A 22,362-nucleotide genomic window follows, 5' to 3' on the forward strand; every position below is an offset into this window, starting at 1 on the left:
TTCCGCAGGAGATTGAAGTCCCATGGCTGAGATTCTCGTCTACGTCGACCACGTCGACGGAGCCGTCCGCAAGCCCACCCTGGAGCTGCTGACGCTCGCCCGCCGCATCGGCGAGCCGGTCGCCGTCGCGCTCGGCAAGGGCGCCGCCGACACCGCCGCCGTCCTCGGCGAGCACGGCGCCGCCCGCGTCCTGACCGCCGACGCCCCGGAGTTCGCCGACTACCTGGTCGTCCCGAAGGTCGACGCCCTCCAGGCCGCGTACGAGGCCGTCTCCCCGGCCGCCGTGCTCGTCCCGTCCTCCGCCGAGGGCAAGGAGATCGCCGCCCGCCTCGCCGTCCGCATCGGCTCCGGCATCATCACCGACGCCGTGGACCTGGAGGCCGGTGACGAGGGCCCGGTCGCGACGCAGTCCGCGTTCGCCGCCTCGTACACCACCAAGTCCCGTGTCTCCAAGGGCACTCCGGTCATCACGGTCAAGCCGAACTCGGCTCCCGTCGAGGCCGCCCCGGCCGCCGGCGCCGTCGAGGCCCTCTCGGTCTCCTTCGGTGCGCTGGCCACCGGCACCAAGGTGACCGCCCGCACCCCGCGCGAGTCGACCGGCCGCCCGGAGCTGACCGAGGCCGCGATCGTGGTCTCCGGCGGCCGCGGCGTGAACGGCGCCGAGAACTTCGCGATCATCGAGGCGCTCGCCGACTCCCTCGGTGCCGCCGTCGGCGCCTCCCGCGCCGCCGTCGACGCCGGCTGGTACCCGCACTCCAACCAGGTCGGCCAGACCGGCAAGTCGGTCTCGCCGCAGCTGTACATCGCCTCCGGCATCTCCGGTGCGATCCAGCACCGCGCGGGTATGCAGACCTCGAAGACCATCGTGGCCATCAACAAGGACGCCGAGGCCCCGATCTTCGACCTGGTCGACTACGGCATCGTCGGCGATCTGTTCGACGTCGTCCCGCAGCTGACCGACGAGATCAAGACCCGCAAGGGCTGATCTGCGGTTTTCCGTGGTCCGGGGGCCGCGCGGTGATCTTCACCGCGCGGCCCCCGCCCGTTTCGGACACCCATTGACGCCAGTGGAGGCGGACTACTAACTTCGCTATACGGATTGTTGATTCCGTGCAGCGGAAAACAGGAGGATGTGGGATGGGTCAGCAGGAGAAGGTGTCGACGAGCCTCGCCGGCGCGGTCAGCGAGGACATCAGCGCCTCCCTCGCCAGCGTCGACGCCGAGCTGGACCGTCGTTACCCGGGAGACCCCGGCACCCGTCAGCCCGTCCACACCGTCTACGTCCCCGGCAACGTCTTCGACGCCGGCACCATCCGCTCCTGGGGCGACCAGGCCCTCGCCGCCCTCGACGAGCACGCCCCCGACGCCGCCACCTTCGCCGCCGTCCTCGGCCTCGCCGACGACCTCGCCGAGGACGTCTACGGCCGCGTCCGCGCCAAGCTGGAGCGCGAGCCCATCGAGGACCTGCGGGTCGACTTCGAGGACGGCTACGCGGGGACCGACGAGGACCACGACGCCGCCCGCGCCGCCCGCATCATCACCGAGGCCTACGCGGACCTCAGCGCCGCCCCGTACATGGGCATCCGGATGAAGTGCATGGAGGCCGCCGTACGCGACCGCGGCATCCGCACCACCGACGTCTTCCTCACCGGCCTCATGGAGAACGGCGGCCTGCCCGACGGCCTCGTCCTCACCCTCCCCAAGGTCACCTACCCCGAGCAGGTCACCGCCTTCGTCCGCCTCCTCGAAGCCTTCGAGAAGGCGCACGGCCTCGACGCCGGCCGCCTCGGCTTCGAGATCCAGATCGAGACCAGCCAGGCCATCCTCGCCGCCGACGGCACCGCCACCGTCGCCCGCATGATCGACGCCGCCGAGGGCCGCGCCACCGGCCTGCACTACGGCACCTTCGACTACAGCGCCTGCCTCGGCGTCTCCGCCGCCTACCAGGCCAGCGACCACCCGGCCGCCGACCACGCCAAGGCGATCATGCAGGTCGCCGCCGCCGGCACCGGCGTACGCGTCTCCGACGGCTCCACCAACGTCCTGCCCGTCGGCCCCACCGCTCACGTCCACGAGGCCTGGAAGCTCCACTACGGCCTCACCCGCCGCGCCCTGGCCCGCGCCTACTACCAGGGCTGGGACATGCACCCCGGCCACATCCCCACCCGCTACGCCGCCGTCTTCGCCTTCTACCGCGAAGGCTTCCAGGCCGCCGCCAAGCGCCTCTCCGCCTACGCCAACCACGCCGGCGGCGACGTCATGGACGAGCCCGCCACCGCCAAGGCCCTCAGCTCCTACCTGCTGCGCGGCATCGACTGCGGCGCCCTCGACACCGCCGAGGTCGACGCCCTCACCGGCCTGACCCGGGCCGACCTCGACCGCTTCGCCGCCCCGCGCCGCGGCGACCTCACGGCGACCGCCCAGTAGGCCGACGCCGCGGCGGAACACCAGCCCGCCACCGCGGCGGAACCACCGCTCCCGCCCCGTACTCTGTACGCGTTCATCACAGCCGACAGAGAACGGGGCATCGGTGTCTTCGGGGGAGAACGAGCGGCTCGCCGGCCGCTACCGGGTGGTGCGCCAACTCGGGCGCGGCGGCATGGGCGTCGTCTGGCACGCGGTCGACGAGGTGCTCGGCCGCGACGTGGCCGTCAAGGAACTGCGGACGTACAACGACGCGTCCGGGCCGGAACTCGACGGCCTGCGCCTGCGCATGCAGCGCGAGGCACGGGCGGCGGCGCGGGTGCGCCACCCCGGAGTCGTCGCCGTCCACGACGTGACCGACCATCAGGGCCGGCCCGTCATCGTCATGGAACTCGTCGACGGGCCCTCGCTCGACGGCGTGCTCGGCGAACGCGGCGCCCTCGATCCCCGCGAGGCCGCGGGAATCGGCGCCGCCGTCCTGGAGGCGCTGGCCGCCGCCCACGACGCCGGCGTGCTGCACCGCGACGTCAAGCCCGGCAACGTCCTGCTCGACCGTTCGGGACGGGTCGTCCTCACCGACTTCGGCATCGCGGCCATGGAGGACCCCGGCGACGGCTCCGCCACCCACCTCACGCGCAGCGGCGAGATCGTCGGCTCGCTCGACTACCTCGCGCCCGAGCGCGCCCAGGGCCGGCAGCCCGGGCCCGCCTCCGACGTGTGGGCGCTCGGCGCCACCTTGTACGCGGCGGTCGAGGGCGCCTCGCCCTTCCGCCGCACCTCCACCTGGTCCACGCTCAACGCCATCGTCGTCGAGCCCCTCCCGGAGCCGGGCCGCGCCGGTCCGCTGGCCCCGGTGCTCCGCCTGCTCATGGACAAGGACCCGGCCCGCCGCCCCGACGCGCGCACGGCGGCACGCCTGCTCACGGCGGTGGCGGAGGGCCGGGACGCGGCGGGTGTGGTGCCGGAGGCCGCGGGCTGGGCGGCTGCTGGTGGGCCGGGGACTGCTGGTGGCCCGGCGGCTGCGGGTGGCCCGGCGGCTGCGGGTGGGCCAGGTGCGCCTGAGGGGCCTGCGGCTGCGGGCGGTCCTGCGGCTGAGGTCGGTCCGGCGGCCGGCGGCTTCGCGGAGGTCCCGCCGGGTCCGGGCGGGCCTCTGGGCGGTCCGCCGGCGTCGCCGGCCTCGTTCGGCGGTCCCGGCGTCCCGCCTGCCCCCGCTCCGGTCGACCCGGCCGCGTCCTCGGCCGCCCCGGCGCACCTGTGGGCGCCGACCGCGCACGACGCGATGCCGCACCGGCCGCAGGGCTTCGGCCCGGCGGTGCCACCCGTGACCGCCCCGCCCGCCGCGCCCGCCCCCGGCGGTCCCGCGCAGATCATCCCGTCCCCGCCGACCACCGCCACCCGGCGTTCGGTCGCTGCCGGACGGACCGGACGGAACCGCTCGGGTGCCCTGGTCGCCGCGGCGGCCGCCGCCGTTCTGCTGGTGGGCGGCGGAGTGACGTACACCCTGGTCGACCGCGAGGGCGGTACGGACCAGGGGCAGGAGGCCGGCGGCCAGTCGCCGGCCGGCCCCGGCGCCGACCCCGGCCGCGTCCTCGACCCGGGCGCCCCGGGAGCCTCCGCGTCCGCCGGAAGCCCGGGCCCGTCCGCGTCCGGATCCGCCGCACCGTCCACCTCCGCCACGCCGTCCACGTCCACCGCACCCCCGAAGGACGGCGCGGGCCCGCGCACGACCGGCTCCCCGTCCGCGTCCCCGTCGAGACCGGCGCAGACGCAGGCGCCCCGCCCGGGCGGCACGGGCGGCGGCGGTACGGGCACGAAGCCCGCGCCCGCGTGCGTCGCGAAGGGCGGCGGGAAGTACGACTGCCAGGTCTGGCGTACCGAGAAGACCTACCGTCACGACGGCGGCGAGATGGGCGTCCTGAACGCCGGGACGAACTACTTCTACTGCCAGGTGGACCTCGGCCGCCGCGAGACCTACGGCCAGTGGACCAACGTCTGGTGGGCCAGGACGGACGACGACAGCGGCAACACCAACGTGTACTTCAGCGTGGTGTACCTCAAGGGCGGCGACAACGACCAGCCGGTGCCCGGCCTGCCCGTCTGCTGAACCGGGCCGTCTGCTGAACCGGCCCGTCTGCCGAGCCCGCGTGTCTGCCGCGCCCGTCCGTCCGCCGAGCCCGCCCGCTGCTCCAGGCGGGCGGCTGATCGAGGCGGGCCGGCCGTCAGAGGGCCGGCGGCGGGATCTCGCCCGAGCCGCGGGCGATCAGCCGGGTCCCGAGCACCACCGTCCGCGGCGCCTCGGCCACTCCGTCGAGGCGCCGGAACAGCCGCTCCGCCGCCGTCCGGCCGAGCGCCGCCGCGTCCTGGGCGATGACGGTGATGCCGAGCAGGTCGGCGAGCTCGATGTCGTCGAACCCGACGAGCGCGACCGGCCGTTCGCGCCCAGCGAGGACGCGTACGGCGGTGACGGTCACCCGGTTGTTTCCGGCGAACACCGCCGTGACCGGCTCCGGCCCGGACAGCATCGCCCCGACCGCCTCGGCCACCCGCTCCGGGTCGGTCGGCCCGAGCGACACCCACGCGTCGGCCACGTCCAGACCCGCGTCCTCCATGGCCGACCGGTACCCGCGCAGCCGCTCGGTCGCCGTGTGGATCCGGGGCCGGTCGCCGATGAAGCCGATCCTGCGGTGCCCGTGCGCGATCAGGTGCGCCACGCCGGCCCGGGCGCCGCCGAAGCTGTCGGAGAGCACCTCGTCCGCGTCGATCCCGCCCGCCGGGCGGTCGACGAAGACGGTGGCGACGCCCGCCCGGATCTCCGGTTCCAGATAACGGTGGTCGGTGCCCGCCGGGATGACGATCAGTCCGTCCACACGCCGGGCGCAGAGCGCGAGCGCCAGCTCCTGCTCCCGGTCCGGGTCCTCGGCGCTGGAGCCGTTGATGAGCAGCGCGCCGTGCGCCCGGGCGACCTCCTCGACGGCGCGGCTGAGCGGGCCGTAGAAGGGATCGGCGAGGTCCTCCAGGACGAGCCCGACCGACGCCGTGCGGCCCTTGCGCAGCACGCGCGCGCTGTCGTTGCGGCGGAAGCCCAGCGACTCGATGGCCTCCTGGACCCGGCGCTCGGTGTCGGGCGTGACGCCCGCCTCGCCGTTGACGACCCGGGAGACGGTCTTGAGGCCGACGCCCGCCCGGGCGGCGACGTCCTTCATGGTGGGCCGATTGCCGTAGCGGTGCTCGGGGCGGCGGGCGATGTCGGCCACGGTGCGCGGTTCCTCCGTCATGTGCGTCTCGATCTCGTTGCTCTGAGCATAGGGCCTGGACAACGTTGTCAGAGCGGGGAAGACTGTAGGTCGCACCCACTGTCGCCACAGAGATCCGGAGCCCATGCGCACTGACCTCGTCATCGCCCTCGACATCGGCGGCACCAAGATCGCCGGAGCGCTGGTCGACGGAGAGGGCCGGATCCGGGTCCGGGCGCAGCGGCCGACGCCCGCGCGGGAGGACGGCGAGACGGTGATGGCGGCGGTGGAGGCCGTGCTCGACGCACTCGCCGGCTCGCCGCTGTGGGAGTCCGCGGGCGCCGTGGGCATCGGCAGCGCGGGCCCGGTCGACGCCTCGGCCGGCACCGTCAGCCCGGTCAACGTGCCCGGCTGGCGCGGCTTCCCGCTGGTCGAGCGGGTGGGGCGGGCGACCGGCGGCCGGCCGGTCGCGCTCGTCGGCGACGGGGTCGCCATGACCGCCGCGGAACACTGGCAGGGCGCCGCGCGCGGACACGACAACGCGCTGTGCCTGGTCGTCTCCACGGGCGTCGGCGGCGGGCTCGTCCTCGACGGCCGTGTCCATCCCGGACCCACCGGCAACGCCGGTCACATCGGCCACATCAGCGTGGACCTGGACGGCGAGCCGTGCGCCTGCGGCGGCCGCGGCTGCGTCGAAAGGATCGCCAGCGGCCCGCACATCGCCCGCCGCGCCCTGGAGAACGGTTGGCGTCCCGGTCCCGACGGGGACACCTCGGCCGCGGCGGTGGCCGCCGCCGCCCGCGCGGGCGATCCGGTGGCCGTGGCCTCCTTCGAGCGCGCCGCCCAGGCCCTCGCCGCCGGCATCGCCGCCACCGCCACCCTCGTCGAGATCGACATCGCCGTCGTGGGCGGGGGAGTGGCGGGCGCGGGCGAGGTCCTCTTCGCCCCGCTCCGCCGCAGCCTCCGCTCGTACGCGACGCTCTCCTTCGTCCAGGGCCTCGAGGTCGTCCCGGCCCGCACCGGCACCGACGCCGGTCTGCTCGGCGCGGCCGCCGCCGCGGCCCCGCGCGACCGGCAGGCGCCGACGGGACCCTGACGGCCGGGTGCGGGGCGGCCTCAGCCCCGTACCCGCCGCGGTGAACGCTCCGGCGACCGCTGCTCCACGATCACCAGGAAGGCGTCGGACTCCAGGTCCATCACCACCCGCGCGGGCAGGCCCTCGTCGCGCCGCGCACTGGCGAACTCCTCCGCGGGCCAGCTGCCGCGCGGTCCTCCCGCGGGAAAACGCTCCAGAACCGTACGGTCCACTTCCGCACCCCCTCGTGCTCGCCGTTTCCAACGACGGTCACTCAGGAAGTGTTACGCGCCCGGGCCGTGCCCCGGTTCCACCCGCCCGCGCCCCTCCCTCCGCCGCTCCCCGCGGGTTTCCGTGGCAGGGTGGTGCGGGCAGTCCACAGGGGGCTACCGAGGAGGGGGAATCGTGATCGTCTGGATCAACGGTGCGTTCGGCGCGGGGAAGACCAGCACCGCGCGCGAGCTGGTCGAGCTGATCCCGAACAGCACGCTCTACGACCCTGAGCTCACCGGCGGCGCCCTGCGCCGGCTGCTTCCGCAGAAACGTCTCGCCGAGGTGACCGACTTCCAGGACCTGCCGATCTGGCGCCGCCTGGTCGTGGACACGGCGGCGGCGCTGCTCGCCGAGGTCGGCGGGGTCCTCGTGGTCCCGATGACCCTGCACCGCCAGGAGTACCGGGACGAGATCTTCGGCGGCCTCGCCGCCCGCCGGATCCAGGTGCGCCATGTCGTACTCACACCCGACGAAACGATCCTGCGCGCCCGGATCGAGCGCCGGGCCGTCTCCGCCTCCGAGGCCGGAACCGGCGGCGGCGTGGCGGGCGAGCCGGCCTCCGCGGCGTACGCCGACTCCTCGGGCGAGACCGGGACCCAGGCGGCCGAACGCGTCCGCCGCTGGTGCCTGGACCACATCGGGCCGTTCCGCGACGCCCTCGGCGGCTGGCTCGCCACCGACGCCTACGCCGTCGACAACACCACGCTCACCGCCGCCGAGACCGCCCGCGCCGTCGCCGACGCCGTCACCGCCGGCCACGCCGCGCCCTGCGGCATCGTCCAGACGCCCGAGCCGACGGGCGAGACCCTGGCCGCCGGCGTCCTCCTCTTCGACGAACACGACCGCTTCCTGCTCGTCGACCCCACCTACAAACCCGGCTGGGAGTTCCCGGGCGGCGTCGTCGAACCCGGCGAACCGCCCGCCCGCGCCGGCATGCGCGAGGTCGCCGAGGAGATCGGCCTCGAACTCGACACCGTGCCCCGGCTCCTCCTCGTCGACTGGGAACGCCCCCAGCCGCCCGGCTACGGCGGCCTGCGCCTCCTCTTCGACGGCGGCCGGCTCCGCGCCGCCGACGCCGACCGCCTCCTGCTCCCCGGCGCCGAACTCCGCGCCTGGCGCTTCGTCACCGAGGAAGAGGCCGCCGACCTCCTCCCACCGGTCCGCTACCGCCGCCTCCGCTGGGCCCTGCGCGCCCGCGAACGCGGCACCGTCCTCAACCTGGAGGCCGGCGCCCCGGTCGGCAGCTGACCCGAACGGCCGGAATCTCGTCGCCGCGGGTAGGTTTCCGAGCACGCGACGGCGGACGGCGTCGTGGCGTATGGACACTGGGGGGACGAAAGCGATGGTCTCTGCACAGATACTGGTCGGCGGCGACGGTGCCGAGACCCTGCTCGAAGGCGGCGGTCTCCGGCTCGTCGACCGGCACACCCGTTCGGAGATCCCGCTCGCGGTGGTCCAGGAAGCCCGCACCGACGGCGGACGCCATGTCGAGATCGTGCTCACCGACACCGCCGTGCACCGCGTGGACGGCGGCAACCCGACGGCGGCCGCCGCATTCGTCACCGCCCTGACCGCCGCTCTCCCCGAGCGGCGCGACCCGGCCGGCAGCGCCCGCGTCACGGTCACCCCACTGGCCCCGCTGCCGGAGGCGGAGGAGGCGGAGCGTCATCCGAAGTACCGGCGGCGGCAGTTGACCACGCTCGCCTTCCTCCTCGCCTATGTCGCCTACACGGTATGGATCGGCGCCGTACGCGGCGCGGAGACGATCATCGCCCCGATCGTCGCGGTGATCCCGCTCGTCCTCGGCGCCTCCCTGCTGTTCGGCGCGGTGCACGTGACGCTGGTCCACTTCGCGCTGAAGCGGCGCGGGATCACCGTGCCCGCCTCGTTCGACTTCAGGACCAAGGACGGGGCGGCCTGGTACAAGTTCACCGACGCCGAGGGCGTCGAGCGCAGCGCCCGGGGCAAGAACCGCGGCCCGGTGGCCCGCGTCGTCTACGACCCGGAGGATCCCCTGGACCACTCCTTCGACCTGTCGGTCAGGCGCACCCTGCTCAAGGCCGTCTTCCTCACCCTCGCCGCGCTGCCGCTGCTTGCCGGCGGCGCCGCTCTCGCCGTGCTTCCGATGCTGGTCGACTGACGGACGGGCGGGACTTTCCGGACGCCCCCTAGGGACGACGGGCCAGCACGTGGGTGTCGAGGTAGCCGCGTTCGGAGGCCGGGTCGTGGAGGAGGCGGGCGAAGGGGACGAGGCCGGCTTCGGTCAGCAGTGCGGCGAAGCGGTCCGCCGGCCAGCTGTAGGCCGGCGTCACCTTGTGGTCGAAGCGGACCGGGTCCGGCCCTTCGGTTCCGAAGAACGAGACCATGAGCAGGCCTCCCGGCGCCAGGACGCGGACCTGCTCGGCGAGCAGCGCGGGCAGTTCCGCGGGAGGTGTGTGGATCATCGAGTAGTGGGCGAGGACACCGCCGAGCGCGCCGTCCCCGACCGGCAGCGCCTCCATCCGCGCCTCGTCGAACCGCAGCCCCGGATGGGCCCGCCGGGCGTGGGCGATCATGGCCGGCGACAGGTCGAGGCCGAAGGCGTCGAGACCCAGCTCGTGCAGCATGGCCGTCAGATGCCCGGGCCCGCACCCGACGTCGGCCGCGCGCCGGTTCCCGGTGCCGCGCACCAGCTCGGCGAAGGTGCCGATCATGTTCCGCGCGAACGGCTGCGACTCCAGCCGGCCGGCGAACAGCGACGCGTACAGCTCCACGACACCGTCGTAGGCCGCCCTGGTCTCCTCCTGGTGCTTTCTCACGGAGAAGAAGCTAACACCCGCCACCATCCCAACCGACCGGCTCCACGGCCGGGTTGGGAACGGCCCGGCACCCGCCCACCCGTCGCCCGCGACCGGAGAGGACGGGACTCACTCCCCGGCCGTTCCCGGCATCAGCGGAGCCGAAGCGGCCGCCTTCAGCAGCCGCTCGGCCGTGTCGTCCGTCACCGGCTCGCCGTGGCCGCAGCACAGCACCGACGGACGCAGCTCCGCGAGCCGCCGCATCGAGGCCAGGGCCTCGGCCCGGTCGATGTGCAGGACGCCGAACATCACGTCCGGCACCGACGCGATCGTGTCACCCGTGAACAGCACGCCGTGGCGCGGCAGATGGACCGCGAGCGAGCCGGGCGTGTGGCCCGGAACGTGGTGGATCACCGCGCCGTCGCCGAAGTCGAGCACCTCGCCGTCCGCGAGCTCGCGGTCCACCCGGGTCGGCGGCGCCTCGGGACAGGTGATCCCGTGCTCCCAGATCGGCCGCTCCCAGTCGAGCAGGTCCGGATCCGGGATGGGCAGTTCGCCCCGGATGAGCGGCGCGTCCAGCGCGTGCGCCAGGATCTCCGCGCCGAAGCGGTCGGCCAGGTCCTGCGCCGCGCCCACGTGGTCGCGGTGGCAGTGGGTGATCACGATCCGGCGGATGCGCGACGGGTCCAAACCCGCCTCGCGCAGCATCGACTCGATCTCCGGTGCCGAGCCCGCCCACCCGGCGTCTATCAGGGTCAGGTCCGTGTCGTCGCCCGCCCCGTCCCGCCACAGATACGCCTGGCCGATCGAGAAGCGGAGCATGTGCAGACGAGGAGTGATCTCTACGAGTTCCATGCGGCGAACGTACGCATCCGCGCACGTCCGCCGCATCCTTCTACGCTCTGGGCGAGTTACGCCCACTGCTGAACCGGGCCGGAGCCCCGGACCCTCAAACCTGCTTCGAGCGCGCGTAGTTGAGCAGGAAGTGCGCCTCGGCCACGGACAGCCGCTCCAGCTCCTGCGGCGACACCGACTCGTTCACCGCGTGGATCTGGGCGTCCGGCTCGCTCAGGCCGATCAGCAGGATCTCCGCCCGCGGGTAGAGCTCGGCCAGCGTGTTGCACAGCGGGATCGAGCCGCCCATGCCGGCCGTCTGCATCTCCTCGCCCGGGTACGCGATCCGCATCGCCTCCGCCATCGAGGTGTACGCGGGGCTGGACGTGTCCGCCTGGAACGCCTGGCCCTGGCCGACCTGCTCCATGCTCACCCGGGCGTTCCACGGCGTGTGCTTCTCGATGTGCGCGAACAGCAGCTTCGTCGCCTCCGCCGCGTCCTGGCCGGGCGGCACGCGCAGGCTGAGCTGGGCCCGGGCCGTCGCCGGGATGGACGGCGTCGCGCCCGCCACCGGGTGGCAGTCGATGCCGATGACGGTCACGGCCGGCCGCGCCCAGATCCGGTCGGCGACCGTCCCGGCGCCCGGCAGGTCCACGCCGTCGAGCACCTTGGCGTCCTTGCGGAAGTCGGCCTCCGGATACTGCAGGCCCTCCCACACCTTGTCCGCCGGCAGCCCGTCGATGACGGTCGAACCGTCCTCCGCGCGCAGCGAGTCGAGGACGCGGATCAGCGCGGCCAGCGCGTCCGGCGCGGCACCGCCGAACTGCCCCGAGTGCAGATTGCCCTCCAGCGTGTCGACGGTCACCCGGATCATCGTCATACCGCGCAGCGTCGCCGTCACGGTCGGCAGCCCGACCCGGAAGTTGCCCGCGTCGCCGATGACGATCGCGTCGGCCGCGAGCAGGTCCGGGTGCGCCTCCGCGTACCGCTCGAGACCGCCCGTGCCCTGCTCCTCGGAACCCTCCACGATCACCTTGACCGTGACCGGCACGCCGCCGTTCGCCTTCAGCGCGCGCAGCGCGAGCAGGTGCATGATGAAGCCGCCCTTGCAGTCGGCGGCGCCGCGCCCGTACCAGCGGCCGTCCTCCCGCTCGGTCAGCTGGAACGGCGGCGTCACCCACGCCGACTCGACCAGCATCGGCTGAACGTCGTAGTGCGCGTACAGCAGGACCGTCGGCGCGTCGGCCGGGCCGGGCAGCACGCCGTACACCGACTGCGAACCGTCCGGGGTGTCGAGCAGCGCCACGTCCTGGAAGCCCTCGGCGCGCAGCGCGCCCGCCACCCAGTTCGCGGCGGCCTCGCACTCGCTGCGCGGCGCCACGGCCTCGTCCGCGACCGACTGGAAGGCCACCAGCTCCGTCAGCTCCGCCTTGGCACGGGGCATCAGGGATGCGACGGTCTTGGCGATCGGATTCGCGGTCATGGGCACGCTCCTGGTGGGTGCGACGTTGTCAGGACGACGCCGTGTATCGGTTGTACGGCGAACGCATGGCCGATCCTACGGCGCGGGGCGACACGGCCGGGCCCCGCTACCGAGCCGTAGGATGCGGTTACAGCAGGTACCACGGGTCGGATCAGGAGCAGAAGCACATCGTGAGCAGCGAGAACGCAGACGCCGGAACGGCAGAGGCTGGAACGGGGGCGGAGGCGGTGGGCCCGGACGGGGACCGGCCGGTGTGGGACGTGGTCGTGGTGGGCGCCGGTCCCGCCGGCGCGTCCGCGGCGTACGCGGCGGCCGTGGCCGGCCGCCGGGTGCTGCTCCTGGAGAAGGCCGAGCTGCCCCGCTACAAGACCTGCGGCGGAGGCATCATCGGCCCGTCGCGCGACGCCCTGCCGCCCGGCTTCGAGCTGCCGCTGCAGGACCGTGTGCACGCCGTCACCTTCTCCCTCGAGGGCCGTTTCGCGCGCACCCGCCGCTCGCGCCGCATGCTCTTCGGCCTCATCAACCGGCCCGAGTTCGACGCCCAGCTCGTCGAGCACGCCCAGAAGGCGGGCGCCGAGCTGCGCACCGGCGCCACCGTCAGCCGTGTCGAGCAGCACGGCCCGGCCGTGCCGGACCGCCGGACCGTGGCCGTCGTCCTCGCCGACGGCGAGACCGTCCTCGCCCGCGCCGTCGTCGGCGCCGACGGCAGCGCGAGCCGCATAGGCGCACACGTCGGCGTCAAGCTCGGCCAGGTCGACCTCGGCCTGGAGGCCGAGATCCCGGTGCCGCCGTCGGTGGCCGAGGACTGGAAGGGCCGGGTCCTGATCGACTGGGGCCCGCTGCCCGGCAGTTACGGCTGGGTCTTCCCCAAGGGGGACACGCTGACCGTCGGCGTCATCTCGGCGCGCGGCGAGGGCGCGGCCACCAAGCGCTATCTGGAGGACTTCGTCGCGCGGCTCGGCCTCGCGGGCTTCGAACCGGAGATCTCCTCCGGCCATCTGACCCGCTGCCGCACCGACGACTCGCCGCTGTCCCGCGGCCGGGTCCTGGTCTGCGGCGACGCGGCCGGTCTGCTGGAGCCGTGGACGCGCGAGGGCATCTCCTTCGCGCTGCGTTCGGGACGGCTCGCGGGAGAGTGGGCGGTCCGGATCGCCGAGGCGGGCGACGCGGTGGACGCGCGCCGGCAGGCGCTCAACTACGCCTTCGCCGTCAAGGCCGGGCTCGGTGTCGAGATGGCCGTGGGCCGGCGGATGCTCGCGGTGTTCGAGCGCCGGCCGGGGCTGCTGCACGCGGTGATCACCGGGGTGCGGCCGGCCTGGCGGGCCTTCACGGACATCACGCGCGGCTCGACGACGCTGGCCGGCCTGGTCCGGGGCAACGGCGTCGCGCGCCGCGCGCTCGACCTGCTCGACCGCCGGATGGACACGTCCGCGGGAGTGGGACCGGCGGGCCGGGGCGTCGCACCGCGCAAGGAGGACGCGGCGGCGGTGGACGGCGCCGGCGCCGAGGGCGGCGGGACGGACGGCGGCGCGGGCGACGGTGCCGCGGCGGCGGCCGAGGGCACGACGGAGCCGAAGGCGCCGGGCGCGAACTGAGCCGTACGCGACCGAGTCGTACGCGGCCGAGACCTGAGCGGCCGCGACGTACGCGGCCGAGTCGTCCGCGGCCGCGACGTACGCGACCGAGTCGTGCGCGAGCGGGCTCGCGGCGGAAGGGCCTCGGGCGCGAGGGGCCGGCGGCCGGGGGAGGGCGGTGCGGAGTTTCTCCGCGCCGCCCTCACGCGTTCGCCGCGGCGGTGATGCGGAAGGCGGGGTGCTTGGGAGCGGCCTTGCGCAGCTCCTCGTCGCTGGAGTCCGGCCCGACGCCCTGGAAGAAGACGCCCACCTCGGCCTTCCAGCGCTTGAGATAGGCGCGGAGCACCTCGGGCTTGTCGTCGTCCGCCACCTCGACGGCGGTGAACGGCTCCACGTGCTTGCCCAGGTGCAGCTCGCCACCGCCGGCCGCGCGCATGTTGTGGGTCCACTGGACGTGGCCGCGCGGGGCCACCAGATACCGGGCGCCGTCCACGGTCAGCACGTTGACCGGGGTGCGGCGCCATTCGCCGCTCTTGCGGCCGCGGACGGCGAGGACGCGGGAGCCCCAGACGCTGATGCCCCGGCGGGTCACCCAGGCGACCGCGCGATTGAGGACGTTGACCGTGAACCAGCCGGGCTTCAGCACGTGGGCGGCGGGCTGGGGCGCGGACGGGGTGGGCTGGGCGGACATCGGGGCCTCCTGGCAAGGGTGGGTGAGCGCCGCTCCGAAGTGTGAGCACTGCTCTCGCTTGAGAACAGTGTGCACGGATCGCCGCTCGCAAGCAAGAGCAATGCTCTCGTTTTAGTGCGCCGCTCCGAAACGTGGCACACTGCTCTCCATGACCGCCGTCCAAGGAGCCCGCGCCCGCGCCCGCATCGAGATCACCGCCGCCATCAAGGACGAGGCCCGCCGCCAGCTCGCCGCCGAAGGCGCCGCCAAGCTCTCGCTGCGCGCCGTCGCCCGCGAACTCGGCATGGTCTCCTCCGCGCTCTACCGCTACTTCCCCAGCCGCGACGACCTCCTGACCGCGCTGATCATCGACGCCTACGACGCCGTCGGCGCCGCCGCCGAGCAGGCCCACGCGACCACCGCGGCCACCGCGCCCGGCGACCACCTCGCCCACTGGACCGCCGTCTGCCGCGCCGTCCGGGCCTGGGCCGTCGACCACCCGCACGAGTACGCCCTCATCTACGGCTCCCCGGTCCCCGGCTACACCGCTCCCCAGGACACCATCGGCCCCGCCTCCCGCGTCGGCCTGCTCCTCGTCTCCATCGCCCGCACCGCCTACCAGGACAAGGGCGTCGCCCCGCCCCCGCTCCCGAAGACGCTGCGCCCCGAGGCGGAACGACTCGCCGCCGACCTCGCCCCCGACCTGCCGCCCACGCTCGCGACCGCCCTCGTCTTCGCCTGGGCCCAGCTCTTCGGCCTGATCTCCTTCGAGGTCTTCGGCCAGTTCAACAACGTCGTCGAGGACCGCGACGCCTTCTTCACGACCGCCGCGGAGCGCCTCGGCCGCGAGGTGGGCCTGCTCCCCAAGCCGTGACGGGTCCCGGTCGTGCTCGGGCGCCCGGAGCACCCGCACCCGGCGCCGTACGCGATCCAGGCGAGCTCCGGCCGTGGCCAGGCCCGTACTCCCCGGGGAGTACGGGTGACCACCCCGCCCGGCTGACGCCCGCGCGCCCGGCACCCGTCTAGCGTGGCCGCATGGACGAACAGCCGCCGAGAACACCGGACGCCGGCCACGGCGGCCCCTGGGGCCGGTGGGCGGCGCGCGGGTCCGGGGCCGCGCTGCCGTGGCGCTCCACGGTGCTCGTCGCCGTGTTCGTCGTCGTCGGCTCCGGTTTCGCCGCCCGCAACCAGCCCGACCGCACCGCCCTCGACGCGCTCGGCCGCGCCCTGCTCCTGCTCGGCGCCGCCCTGTTGCTGCTGCGCCACCGCCATCCCGTCCCGGTGGTGTTCGGCGCCTCGGCGGCGACCCTGGCCTACCTGGCGCTCGGCTACGCCTACGGCCCCGTCTTCGTCATCGTCGCCGTCGCCTGCTTCGCCGCCGTCGTGCACGGCCACCGGCACGCCGCCTGGTGGGCGCTCGGCCTGCTGTGGACCGGACACCTGCTGCTCGGCCACTGGCTCTACCGCCATCTGCCGCCCGCCGGCGACGGACCGGCGCCCTGGGGCCAGGAACTCCCCGTCGCCGCGTTCGTCGCCGCCATCCTCGCCGGCTCCGAACTCGCCCGGATCCGCCGCGAGCAGTGGGCCAGGGACCGGGCCGAGCGGGCCGCCGCCGAGCGGCGCAGGGCCGACGAGGAGCGACTGCGGATCGCCCGCGAACTGCACGACGTCCTCGCCCACTCCCTCTCCGTGATCAACGTCCAGGCCGGCGTCGGCCTCGCCCTCATCGACTCCGACCCCGGCCAGGCCCGCACCGCCCTGACCACCATCAAGGCGGCCAGCAAGGAGGCCCTGGGCGAGGTACGGCAGGTGCTCGACACCCTCCGTACGCCCGGCGACGCGCCCCGCGCGCCCGCGCCCGGCCTCGACCGCCTGCCCGAACTCGTCGAGCAGGCCGCCGCCGCGGGACTCGCCGTCCGGACCGAGACCGAGGGCCGGCGCCGCCAACTCCCGCCCGGCACCGAGCTCGCCGCCTTCCGGATCGTGCAGGAGGCGCTGACCAACGTGGTCCGCCACTCCGGTTCCCGCACCGCCCTCGTCGTCATCCGCTACCGCGCCGACGCGCTCGACCTGCGGATCGACGACGAGGGCCCGGCGACGGGCGGCGACGCGGGCGGCAGCGGCAACGGGCTCGCCGGCATGCGGGAGCGGGCGGCGGCGCTCGGCGGCACCATCGAGGCGGGCACCCGGCCGGACGGCGGTTTCCGGGTGAGCGCCGTCCTTCCCGTACGGCCGGGGGAGCCGTCCACGGCGTCGGGGGAGCCGTCCACGGCGCCGGACGAGCCGCCCGTCCACCCGCCCGCCCGGCCGCAGGCTCGGCCCTCCGCCCGACCCGAGGAGCCCCAGTGAGCGTGAGCCCCGCGCGCCCCGCCATCAGCGTCCTGCTCGCCGACGACCAGTCGTTGGTGCGGGCCGGTTTCCGCGCGCTCCTCGACGCCCAGCCGGACATCGCGGTGGCCGGCGAGGCCGCCGACGGCGAGGAGGCCGTGGCCCGGGTGCGCGAACTGCGCCCCGACGTCGTCCTGATGGACATCCGGATGCCGCGCACGGACGGCCTCGCCGCCACCCGTCAGATCACCGCGGACCCGGAGCTCGCGGCGGTCAGGGTGGTCATGCTGACCACCTTCGAACTCGACGAGTACGTCTTCGAGGCCATCCGCTCCGGCGCCTCCGGGTTCCTGGTCAAGGACACCGAGCCCGAGGAACTGCTCCGCGCCGTGCGCGCGGTGGTGGCGGGCGACGCGCTCCTGTCGCCCGGCGTGACCCGCCGCCTCATCGAGGAGTTCGCGGCCCGCTCCAAGCCGCCCGCGCACGCCGCCGCCGGCCTCGGTGAACTCACCGACCGCGAACGGGAGGTGATGGCCCTCGTCGGCATCGGTCTGTCCAACGAGGAGATCGCCCGCCGGCTCGTCGTCAGTCCGCTCACCGCCAAGACCCATGTGAGCCGCACGATGGTGAAGCTCGGCGCCCGCGACCGGGCCCAACTCGTCGTCCTGGCCTACGAGTCGGGCCTGGTCCGCCCGGGCTGGCTCGGCTGAGCCGCGTGACCGCGCCGTACGCGCTCCACGACTACGACCAGGTGACGGCGGAGTTGTCCCGCCACAGCCGGGCCAGGGCCGCGTCACCCGTCACGGTCACGGCCTCCTGCGGCAGCCGGTTCCACAGCGTCAGATAGAGGCGGTCGGCGGGCCCGCTCAGCTCGCAGTCGGCCGGCCCGTCCGCGTTCGTCTCGGTGCGCGGCGCGTCCGCGGACAGCCGTACGGTCCAGACGTCGCCGGTGTCCGTGGCGCGGACCCGCAGCGTGCGCGGCTCGGGCGTACGGACCCGGCTGCGGTCGCGGGCGTGGAAGGCGCGCAGGAGTTCGTCGACGCCGTCGGCCGCGACGGCCGGGTCGACCGGGCCCGGCACGCCGGTGAGCGCCGACTCGGCGTCGGCCCGGTGCACGGTCGTCTCGTGCGCCTGGCGCCGGGCCCAGAAGGCGAGCGGCGACGGCGCCGGCAGGAAGGACCAGCACGAGAGGTCCGCGGGTGCGGCGCGCAGGGCGGCGACGAGGCCGGCGTGGCCCTCGCGTACGTACGAGAGGAGCGCGTCGCCGTCGAGGTCGGGCTCGCCGGCGGCCGGATGGTACGAGGTGTGGCCGTCGACGACGAAGGCCGTGGCCCACCGGTGGACCATGGTGGTGTGCCGCAGGAGGTCCCGTACCCGCCAGCCCGGGCAGGTCACCACCTCGGCGTCCGGCCCGGCCTCTGCGGCCGCCTTGAGGAGAGCCTTGCCCGCCGCGTCGAGCGCGTCGATGTGCGTGTCGGTGCTGAGGATGTCCATGGGGCGGATTATGGCCCCAACGGCGGGCCGGGCCAGGGCATGTGCCGAGCCGCCGCACCGCGCGGAACGGCGCCCGGGCCCTGCGGCGGCCGCGGCCGCGGACCGCTCGGGCCGGGCCGCCTCGCGCGCGGCCGGCTCAGCTCGCTCCGGCCGCCCGGCGGTCGCGGGTCGCGTATCCCATCGCGGCGGCCCCGGCGGCGAGCACCGCGACCGTGGTGAGCGCCATCGGCAGCGAGAACCAGTCGGCGAGGAAGCCGATGGACGGCGGGCCGAGCAGCATGCCGCCGTAGCCGAGCGTGGAGGCGGCGGCGACACCGCCGGGCCCGGCGAGGGCGCCCGCGCGGGCGACGGCGACGGGGAAGATGTTGGCCAGGCCGAGCCCGGTCACGGCGAAACCGAGCAGCGCGGCCCACACGGTCGGGGCGAGCGCGCCGAGCAGCATGCCGACGGCGGCGGTGAGCCCGCCGGCGACCAGGGTCCGGGTCTGGCCGAGCCGTTCCAGCAGCGCGGTGCCGGAGAGCCGTCCCGCCGTCATGGTCAGGGCGAACAGCGAGTAGCCGGCCGCGGCCACGCCCGGGTGGGCGTCGAGGTCCTGCGCGAGGTGCAGGGCGCCCCAGTCGGCCAGCGCGCCCTCCCCGTACGCCGTGCACAGGGCGATCACGCCGAAGACCAGGACCGCGCGGCGGGCGCGGGGCGCGGGCTCGGCGGCGGCCGGGTTCGCGGGCAGCGACTCGGGCGGGGCGGGGGAGGGGTGGCGGAGCAGTACGGGGCCGGCCGCGGCCGTCAGGAGCAGTCCGGCCACGCTGAGGCCGAGCAGGTGCGCGGTGGGCGAAAGGCTGCCGGCGACGAGCCCGCCGAGTCCGGCGCCGAGCATGCCGCCGAGGCTGAAGGCGGCGTGGAAGCTCGGCATCACGGGCCTGCGCAGCGCGGCGACCAGGTCGACGGCGGCGCTGTTCATGGCGACGTTGATGCCGCCGTACGCCGCGCCGAACAGGAGCAGGACCAGGCCGAGCGTGAGCGGGGAGCGGGTGAGCGCGGGCAGGGCCAGGGAGAGCGAGAGCAGGACGGCGGTGGCGACCGTGACGGGATGGCTGCCGTAGCGGCGGCACAGCCGTCCGGTGAGCGTCATGGTGATGACGGCCCCGGCGGAGACGCCGAGCAGCGCGAGCCCGAGGTCGCCGGCGGAGGCGCCGGTCTGCTGCTTGATGGCCGGGATGCGGACCACCCAGCCGGCGAAGAGGAAGCCGTCGAGGCCGAAGAACAGGGTCAGGGCGAGGCGGAGGCGGGACAGGGGGAGGGAAGCGGTGTCTCCGCGGGAGTCCCCCGATACGGCCGTCCGTACTTTGTTTAGTAGCGGCACAAACTCAGGATAGGGGTGGACGGCGCCGGGATTCAAGCGCGGGGCCCCCACCGGCGCCCGGCGCCTCGCGCCCGGCCGACCCGGCGGCCGGGACCCGCCTCCGCCCGCCCCCCGCCCGCCAATCGCGGGTGCCCGGGATCCTGGGGGCGGCGATCATGGGAGACTCGCAGGCATGAACGGCAAGGCGACGACGACCCGGACACGGCTGGACAGGGGGCGCAGCGCGCTCGGACCCGCGCTCGAACTGGTGCACACGGGCAGGGCGCCGACGCGTGCCGTCCTCACCGCCGAGCTCGGTGTCACCCGCGCCACCGCCGGCGCCGTCGCCGCCGAGCTGGAGGCGCTCGGCCTCATCCGCGTCGACTCCAACCCCGGCGCCGCCGCCGGCTCCCAGGGCCGGCCCTCGCACCGCCTCGCCGTCGACGAGAAGGGCCCCGTCGCGCTCGCCGCGCAGGTTCACTCCGACGGTTTCCGCGCCGCCCTCGTAGGCCTCGGCGGCACCATCGTCGCCACGGCTCCCGGCTGCGTCACCGTCTCCGCCGATCCCGCCCAGGTGCTCGGCGCCGTCGTCGAGGCCGGAGCCGGACTGCTGCGCGCCAGCGGGCGCCGCTGCGTCGGCGCCGGACTCGCCGCGCCCTCGGCGGTCGCCGAGCCCGAGGGCACCGCCCTCAACCCGCTCCACCTCGCCTGGCCCGCCGGCGCGCCGGTCCGCGAGATCTTCGCCGAGCAGGTCCGCGCCGCCGGCATCGAGGGCCCCGCCTTCACCGGCAACGACGTCAACCTCGCCGCGCTCGCCGAGCACCGTCACGGCGCCGGCCGCGGCGCCAAGGACCTGCTCTGCGTCGCCACCGGCCACCGCGGCGTCGGCGGCGCGCTCGTCCTCGACGGCCGTCTGCACACCGGCAGTTCGGGCCTCGCCCTGGAAGTCGGTCACCTCACCGTCAATCCCGAGGGCCGTCCCTGCCACTGCGGCTCCCGCGGCTGCCTCGACGTCGAGACCGACCCGCTCGCCTTCCTCACCGTCGCCGGGCGCGCGCCCGGCCCCGAGGTCTCGCTCCTCCAGCAGGCCCGCGACCTGCTGCGCGACCACCCCGACGACCCGGGCGTACGGGCCGCCACCGAGGAGCTGATCGACCGGCTCGGCCTCGGGCTGGCCGGCCTCGTCAACATCCTCAACCCGGACCGGATCATCCTCGGCGGCCTGCACCGCGAACTGCTCGACGCCGACCCGGTCCGGCTGCGTGCCGTGGTCGCCGACCGCAGCCTGTGGGGCCGCAGCGGCGGCGTACCGATCCTTCCGTGCACCCTCGACCACAACAGCCTGGTCGGCGCCGCCGAACTCGCCTGGCAGCCGGTGCTCGACGATCCGCTAAAAGCGCTGGGCGGTACGGTGAGCGCCGACTAAGGTCCGGCCTCATGAGCCAACCCAAGATCCACACCGCCGGTGACGGTCCGCCGAGCCTCGCCGCCGGCCTCACCTTCCACGGCCCGTTCTCCGAGGCCAGGGCCGCCCGCGTGGTCGACCGTCTCGCCGCCGAGTCGCCCGGCACGGTCCTCGACATCGGCTGCGGCTGGGGCGAGTTGCTGCTGCGCGTCCTCGACGCGGTGCCCGGCGCGAAGGGCCTCGGCATCGACATCAACGGCGACGACCTCGCCCTCGGCCGCCGCATCGCCGCCGAACGCGGCCTCGCGGAACGGGTCGAGTACGTCGAGGAGTCCGGGTACGGCACCACCCGCGGCCCGGCCGACACCGTGCTGTGCCTCGGCTCCGGCCAGGCACTCTGCGATCCCGAAGGGCCGTACGACGTGGCCGTCGTGCTGCGCGAACTGCGCCGTCTGGTACGCCCCGGCGGCCGCGTCCTGCTCGGTGAGGGCTTCTGGCAGCGGATACCCACCGCGGACGAACTCGCCCGGATGTGGCCGGGCGCCGCCGCCGACGACCATCCGCTCCTGGAGGGCCTCGTCGACCTCGCGATCGAGGCCGGCTTCCGGCCCGCCTGGATCGAGACGGCGAGCCCGGAGGAGTGGGAGGAGTTCGAGTCCGGCTACCGCCACGCCACCGAGGTCTGGCTGGCCGCCCACCCGGACCACCCGCTCGCCGAGGAGACCCGTGCCCGCGTCGACCGGCAGCGTTCCGCCTGGCTCGGCTACCGCGCGCACCTGGGCATCGCCTATCTGACGCTCGTTCCGGTCGGCTGAAATTCCCTGGTCGCCGGGTCGCGACCCGGCGAGACACCCCCTAGGGTGGCGCGGTGACGACTCGGATGATCATCCTCAACGGCGGTTCCAGCTCCGGCAAGACCGGCATCGTGCGCTGCCTCCAGGCCGTGCTTCCCGACCCGTGGCTGGCGTTCGGCGTCGACGACTTCGTCGACGCCCTGCCCGCCAGGATGCAGGGCTCCGAGGGCGGGATCGAGTTCGCCGAGGACGGCGGAGTGAGCGTCGGGGCGGACTTCCGGGAGCTCGAGGCGGCCTGGGCGGAAGGCATCGCCACCATGGCGCGGGCCGGTGCCCGGATCGTCGTCGACGACGTCTTCCTCGGCGGCGTCGCCTCACAGGAACGCTGGCGGAAGGTCCTCGACGGCGTCGACGTCCTCTGGGTCGGCGTGCGGTGCGACAGCGACGTCGCCGCGGGCCGCGAGATCGCCCGCGGCGACCGTACGCCGGGCATGGCCGCCCAGCAGGCGGACCTCGTGCACCTGGGCGTGGCCTACGACCTGGAGGTCGACACCTCCCGTACGGAATCCCTGGACTGCGCCCGCGTCATCGCCGCCCACGTCCGCTGATCCGTCCGCTGATCCGTCCGCTGATCGTCCGCTGATCCGCCCGGCCCGCTG

Annotated in this window: 21 protein-coding genes; 13 read left to right on the forward strand and 8 right to left on the reverse strand. The window is 74.8% G+C overall.

The window, feature by feature from the left end; all coding sequences use genetic code 11:
• The first annotated feature begins 22 nt into the window (after nucleotides 1–22).
• The 3 genes from ACIGO8_RS10225 (at nucleotide 23) to ACIGO8_RS10235 (ending at nucleotide 4,528) form a co-directional block, all read left to right on the forward strand.
• The gene (locus ACIGO8_RS10225) at nucleotides 23–985 is read left to right on the forward strand and encodes an electron transfer flavoprotein subunit alpha/FixB family protein (RefSeq protein ID WP_399726900.1); all 963 of its coding nucleotides are present in this window, start codon (nucleotides 23–25) and stop codon (nucleotides 983–985) included.
• Nucleotides 986–1,137: 152 nt separating this feature from the next.
• On the forward strand, nucleotides 1,138–2,427 hold the full coding sequence (locus tag ACIGO8_RS10230; protein ID WP_399726904.1) for a DUF6986 family protein: 1,290 nt from the start codon (nucleotides 1,138–1,140) through the stop codon (nucleotides 2,425–2,427).
• Nucleotides 2,428–2,530: 103 nt separating this feature from the next.
• The gene (locus ACIGO8_RS10235; protein WP_399726907.1) at nucleotides 2,531–4,528 is read left to right on the forward strand and encodes a serine/threonine-protein kinase; all 1,998 of its coding nucleotides are present in this window, start codon (nucleotides 2,531–2,533) and stop codon (nucleotides 4,526–4,528) included.
• Nucleotides 4,529–4,643: 115 nt separating this feature from the next.
• Here ACIGO8_RS10235 and ACIGO8_RS10240 read toward each other — a convergent pair whose 3' ends face one another.
• A complete protein-coding gene (locus tag ACIGO8_RS10240; RefSeq protein WP_399728484.1) occupies nucleotides 4,644–5,678 on the reverse strand; it encodes a LacI family DNA-binding transcriptional regulator in 1,035 nt (344 codons plus the stop codon).
• A 124-nt stretch (nucleotides 5,679–5,802) separates the two neighbouring features.
• On the opposite strand from ACIGO8_RS10240, the gene ACIGO8_RS10245 reads away from it, so the two are divergent.
• Entirely contained in the window at nucleotides 5,803–6,753 is a 951-nt protein-coding gene (locus ACIGO8_RS10245) for an ROK family protein (RefSeq protein WP_399726910.1), read from the forward strand.
• Between the two features lie 20 nt (nucleotides 6,754–6,773).
• Here the strand turns inward: ACIGO8_RS10245 and ACIGO8_RS10250 are convergent, their stop codons facing one another.
• Nucleotides 6,774–6,965, reverse strand: a complete 192-nt coding sequence (locus tag ACIGO8_RS10250; protein ID WP_399726913.1) for a hypothetical protein — start codon at nucleotides 6,963–6,965, stop codon at nucleotides 6,774–6,776.
• Nucleotides 6,966–7,137: 172 nt separating this feature from the next.
• Between ACIGO8_RS10250 and ACIGO8_RS10255 the strand changes: the two genes are divergently transcribed.
• Nucleotides 7,138–8,253: an NUDIX domain-containing protein gene (locus ACIGO8_RS10255; RefSeq protein ID WP_399726916.1), complete on the forward strand. Its 1,116-nt coding sequence runs from the start codon at nucleotides 7,138–7,140 to the stop codon at nucleotides 8,251–8,253.
• Nucleotides 8,254–8,347: 94 nt separating this feature from the next.
• On the forward strand, nucleotides 8,348–9,145 hold the full coding sequence (locus ACIGO8_RS10260; RefSeq protein ID WP_399726919.1) for a hypothetical protein: 798 nt from the start codon (nucleotides 8,348–8,350) through the stop codon (nucleotides 9,143–9,145).
• A 28-nt stretch (nucleotides 9,146–9,173) separates the two neighbouring features.
• Here the strand turns inward: ACIGO8_RS10260 and ACIGO8_RS10265 are convergent, their stop codons facing one another.
• From ACIGO8_RS10265 to ACIGO8_RS10275, 3 genes are all read right to left on the reverse strand, one after another.
• Nucleotides 9,174–9,803 (reverse strand): methyltransferase domain-containing protein, encoded by a 630-nt coding sequence (locus ACIGO8_RS10265; protein WP_399726922.1) that lies wholly within the window; start codon nucleotides 9,801–9,803, stop codon nucleotides 9,174–9,176.
• A gap of 108 nt (nucleotides 9,804–9,911) precedes the next feature.
• Nucleotides 9,912–10,637 carry an MBL fold metallo-hydrolase gene (locus ACIGO8_RS10270; protein ID WP_399726925.1) on the reverse strand — a complete coding sequence of 242 codons (726 nt, stop codon included), beginning with the start codon at nucleotides 10,635–10,637 and terminating at the stop codon, nucleotides 9,912–9,914.
• Nucleotides 10,638–10,731: 94 nt separating this feature from the next.
• The gene (locus ACIGO8_RS10275) at nucleotides 10,732–12,099 is read right to left on the reverse strand and encodes a dipeptidase (RefSeq protein ID WP_399726928.1); all 1,368 of its coding nucleotides are present in this window, start codon (nucleotides 12,097–12,099) and stop codon (nucleotides 10,732–10,734) included.
• A gap of 170 nt (nucleotides 12,100–12,269) precedes the next feature.
• Between ACIGO8_RS10275 and ACIGO8_RS10280 the strand changes: the two genes are divergently transcribed.
• A complete protein-coding gene (locus ACIGO8_RS10280; RefSeq protein ID WP_399726931.1) occupies nucleotides 12,270–13,694 on the forward strand; it encodes a geranylgeranyl reductase family protein in 1,425 nt (474 codons plus the stop codon).
• A 181-nt stretch (nucleotides 13,695–13,875) separates the two neighbouring features.
• On the opposite strand, the gene ACIGO8_RS10285 is transcribed toward ACIGO8_RS10280, so the two are convergent.
• Nucleotides 13,876–14,364: a nitroreductase family deazaflavin-dependent oxidoreductase gene (locus ACIGO8_RS10285; protein WP_399726933.1), complete on the reverse strand. Its 489-nt coding sequence runs from the start codon at nucleotides 14,362–14,364 to the stop codon at nucleotides 13,876–13,878.
• Nucleotides 14,365–14,512: 148 nt separating this feature from the next.
• Between ACIGO8_RS10285 and ACIGO8_RS10290 the strand changes: the two genes are divergently transcribed.
• The 3 genes from ACIGO8_RS10290 to ACIGO8_RS10300 all read left to right on the forward strand — a co-directional run bounded on the left by ACIGO8_RS10290 (nucleotide 14,513) and on the right by ACIGO8_RS10300 (nucleotide 17,381).
• Nucleotides 14,513–15,217, forward strand: a complete 705-nt coding sequence (locus ACIGO8_RS10290; protein ID WP_399726936.1) for a TetR/AcrR family transcriptional regulator — start codon at nucleotides 14,513–14,515, stop codon at nucleotides 15,215–15,217.
• A 161-nt stretch (nucleotides 15,218–15,378) separates the two neighbouring features.
• Nucleotides 15,379–16,692: a sensor histidine kinase gene (locus ACIGO8_RS10295; RefSeq protein ID WP_399726938.1), complete on the forward strand. Its 1,314-nt coding sequence runs from the start codon at nucleotides 15,379–15,381 to the stop codon at nucleotides 16,690–16,692.
• A gap of 23 nt (nucleotides 16,693–16,715) precedes the next feature.
• Complete coding sequence (locus ACIGO8_RS10300) at nucleotides 16,716–17,381, forward strand: response regulator (RefSeq protein ID WP_399728486.1); 666 nt, start codon at nucleotides 16,716–16,718, stop codon at nucleotides 17,379–17,381.
• A gap of 31 nt (nucleotides 17,382–17,412) precedes the next feature.
• On the opposite strand, the gene ACIGO8_RS10305 is transcribed toward ACIGO8_RS10300, so the two are convergent.
• Together ACIGO8_RS10305 and ACIGO8_RS10310 are read right to left on the reverse strand one after the other, a co-directional pair.
• The gene (locus ACIGO8_RS10305) at nucleotides 17,413–18,165 is read right to left on the reverse strand and encodes a maleylpyruvate isomerase family mycothiol-dependent enzyme (protein ID WP_399726941.1); all 753 of its coding nucleotides are present in this window, start codon (nucleotides 18,163–18,165) and stop codon (nucleotides 17,413–17,415) included.
• Between the two features lie 136 nt (nucleotides 18,166–18,301).
• Nucleotides 18,302–19,525, reverse strand: coding sequence for an MFS transporter (locus ACIGO8_RS10310; protein WP_399726943.1), 1,224 nt, complete (start codon nucleotides 19,523–19,525; stop codon nucleotides 18,302–18,304).
• 172 nt (nucleotides 19,526–19,697) lie between these two features.
• Here ACIGO8_RS10310 and ACIGO8_RS10315 point away from each other — a divergent pair, with 172 nt between their 5' ends.
• The 3 genes from ACIGO8_RS10315 (at nucleotide 19,698) to cpt (ending at nucleotide 22,311) form a co-directional block, all read left to right on the forward strand.
• Entirely contained in the window at nucleotides 19,698–20,930 is a 1,233-nt protein-coding gene (locus ACIGO8_RS10315) for an ROK family protein (protein ID WP_399726946.1), read from the forward strand.
• Between the two features lie 11 nt (nucleotides 20,931–20,941).
• Entirely contained in the window at nucleotides 20,942–21,724 is a 783-nt protein-coding gene (locus tag ACIGO8_RS10320; RefSeq protein WP_399726949.1) for an SAM-dependent methyltransferase, read from the forward strand.
• A gap of 65 nt (nucleotides 21,725–21,789) precedes the next feature.
• On the forward strand, nucleotides 21,790–22,311 hold the full coding sequence (gene cpt / locus ACIGO8_RS10325; RefSeq protein ID WP_399728489.1) for a chloramphenicol phosphotransferase CPT: 522 nt from the start codon (nucleotides 21,790–21,792) through the stop codon (nucleotides 22,309–22,311).
• Nucleotides 22,312–22,362 lie beyond the last annotated feature (51 nt).

It is taken from the genome of Streptomyces sp. NPDC053493 (genome assembly GCF_044544825.1).
Lineage (GTDB): Bacteria > Actinomycetota > Actinomycetes > Streptomycetales > Streptomycetaceae > Streptomyces.

What these genes read in the sequence shown, in the direction of transcription:
- ACIGO8_RS10270 (WP_399726925.1), bottom strand. Translation starts at nt 10,637, where the DNA reads ATGGAACTCGTAGAGATCACTCCTCGTCTGCACATGCTCCGCTTCTCG.
- ACIGO8_RS10230 (WP_399726904.1), top strand. Translation starts at nt 1,138, where the DNA reads ATGGGTCAGCAGGAGAAGGTGTCGACGAGCCTCGCCGGCGCGGTCAGC.
- ACIGO8_RS10225 (WP_399726900.1), top strand. Translation starts at nt 23, where the DNA reads ATGGCTGAGATTCTCGTCTACGTCGACCACGTCGACGGAGCCGTCCGC.
- ACIGO8_RS10315 (WP_399726946.1), top strand. Translation starts at nt 19,698, where the DNA reads ATGAACGGCAAGGCGACGACGACCCGGACACGGCTGGACAGGGGGCGC.
- ACIGO8_RS10320 (WP_399726949.1), top strand. Translation starts at nt 20,942, where the DNA reads ATGAGCCAACCCAAGATCCACACCGCCGGTGACGGTCCGCCGAGCCTC.
- ACIGO8_RS10295 (WP_399726938.1), top strand. Translation starts at nt 15,379, where the DNA reads ATGGACGAACAGCCGCCGAGAACACCGGACGCCGGCCACGGCGGCCCC.
- ACIGO8_RS10275 (WP_399726928.1), bottom strand. Translation starts at nt 12,099, where the DNA reads ATGACCGCGAATCCGATCGCCAAGACCGTCGCATCCCTGATGCCCCGT.
- ACIGO8_RS10305 (WP_399726941.1), bottom strand. Translation starts at nt 18,165, where the DNA reads ATGGACATCCTCAGCACCGACACGCACATCGACGCGCTCGACGCGGCG.
- cpt (WP_399728489.1), top strand. Translation starts at nt 21,790, where the DNA reads ATGATCATCCTCAACGGCGGTTCCAGCTCCGGCAAGACCGGCATCGTG.
- ACIGO8_RS10290 (WP_399726936.1), top strand. Translation starts at nt 14,513, where the DNA reads ATGACCGCCGTCCAAGGAGCCCGCGCCCGCGCCCGCATCGAGATCACC.
- ACIGO8_RS10260 (WP_399726919.1), top strand. Translation starts at nt 8,348, where the DNA reads ATGGTCTCTGCACAGATACTGGTCGGCGGCGACGGTGCCGAGACCCTG.
- ACIGO8_RS10285 (WP_399726933.1), bottom strand. Translation starts at nt 14,364, where the DNA reads ATGTCCGCCCAGCCCACCCCGTCCGCGCCCCAGCCCGCCGCCCACGTG.
- ACIGO8_RS10245 (WP_399726910.1), top strand. Translation starts at nt 5,803, where the DNA reads ATGCGCACTGACCTCGTCATCGCCCTCGACATCGGCGGCACCAAGATC.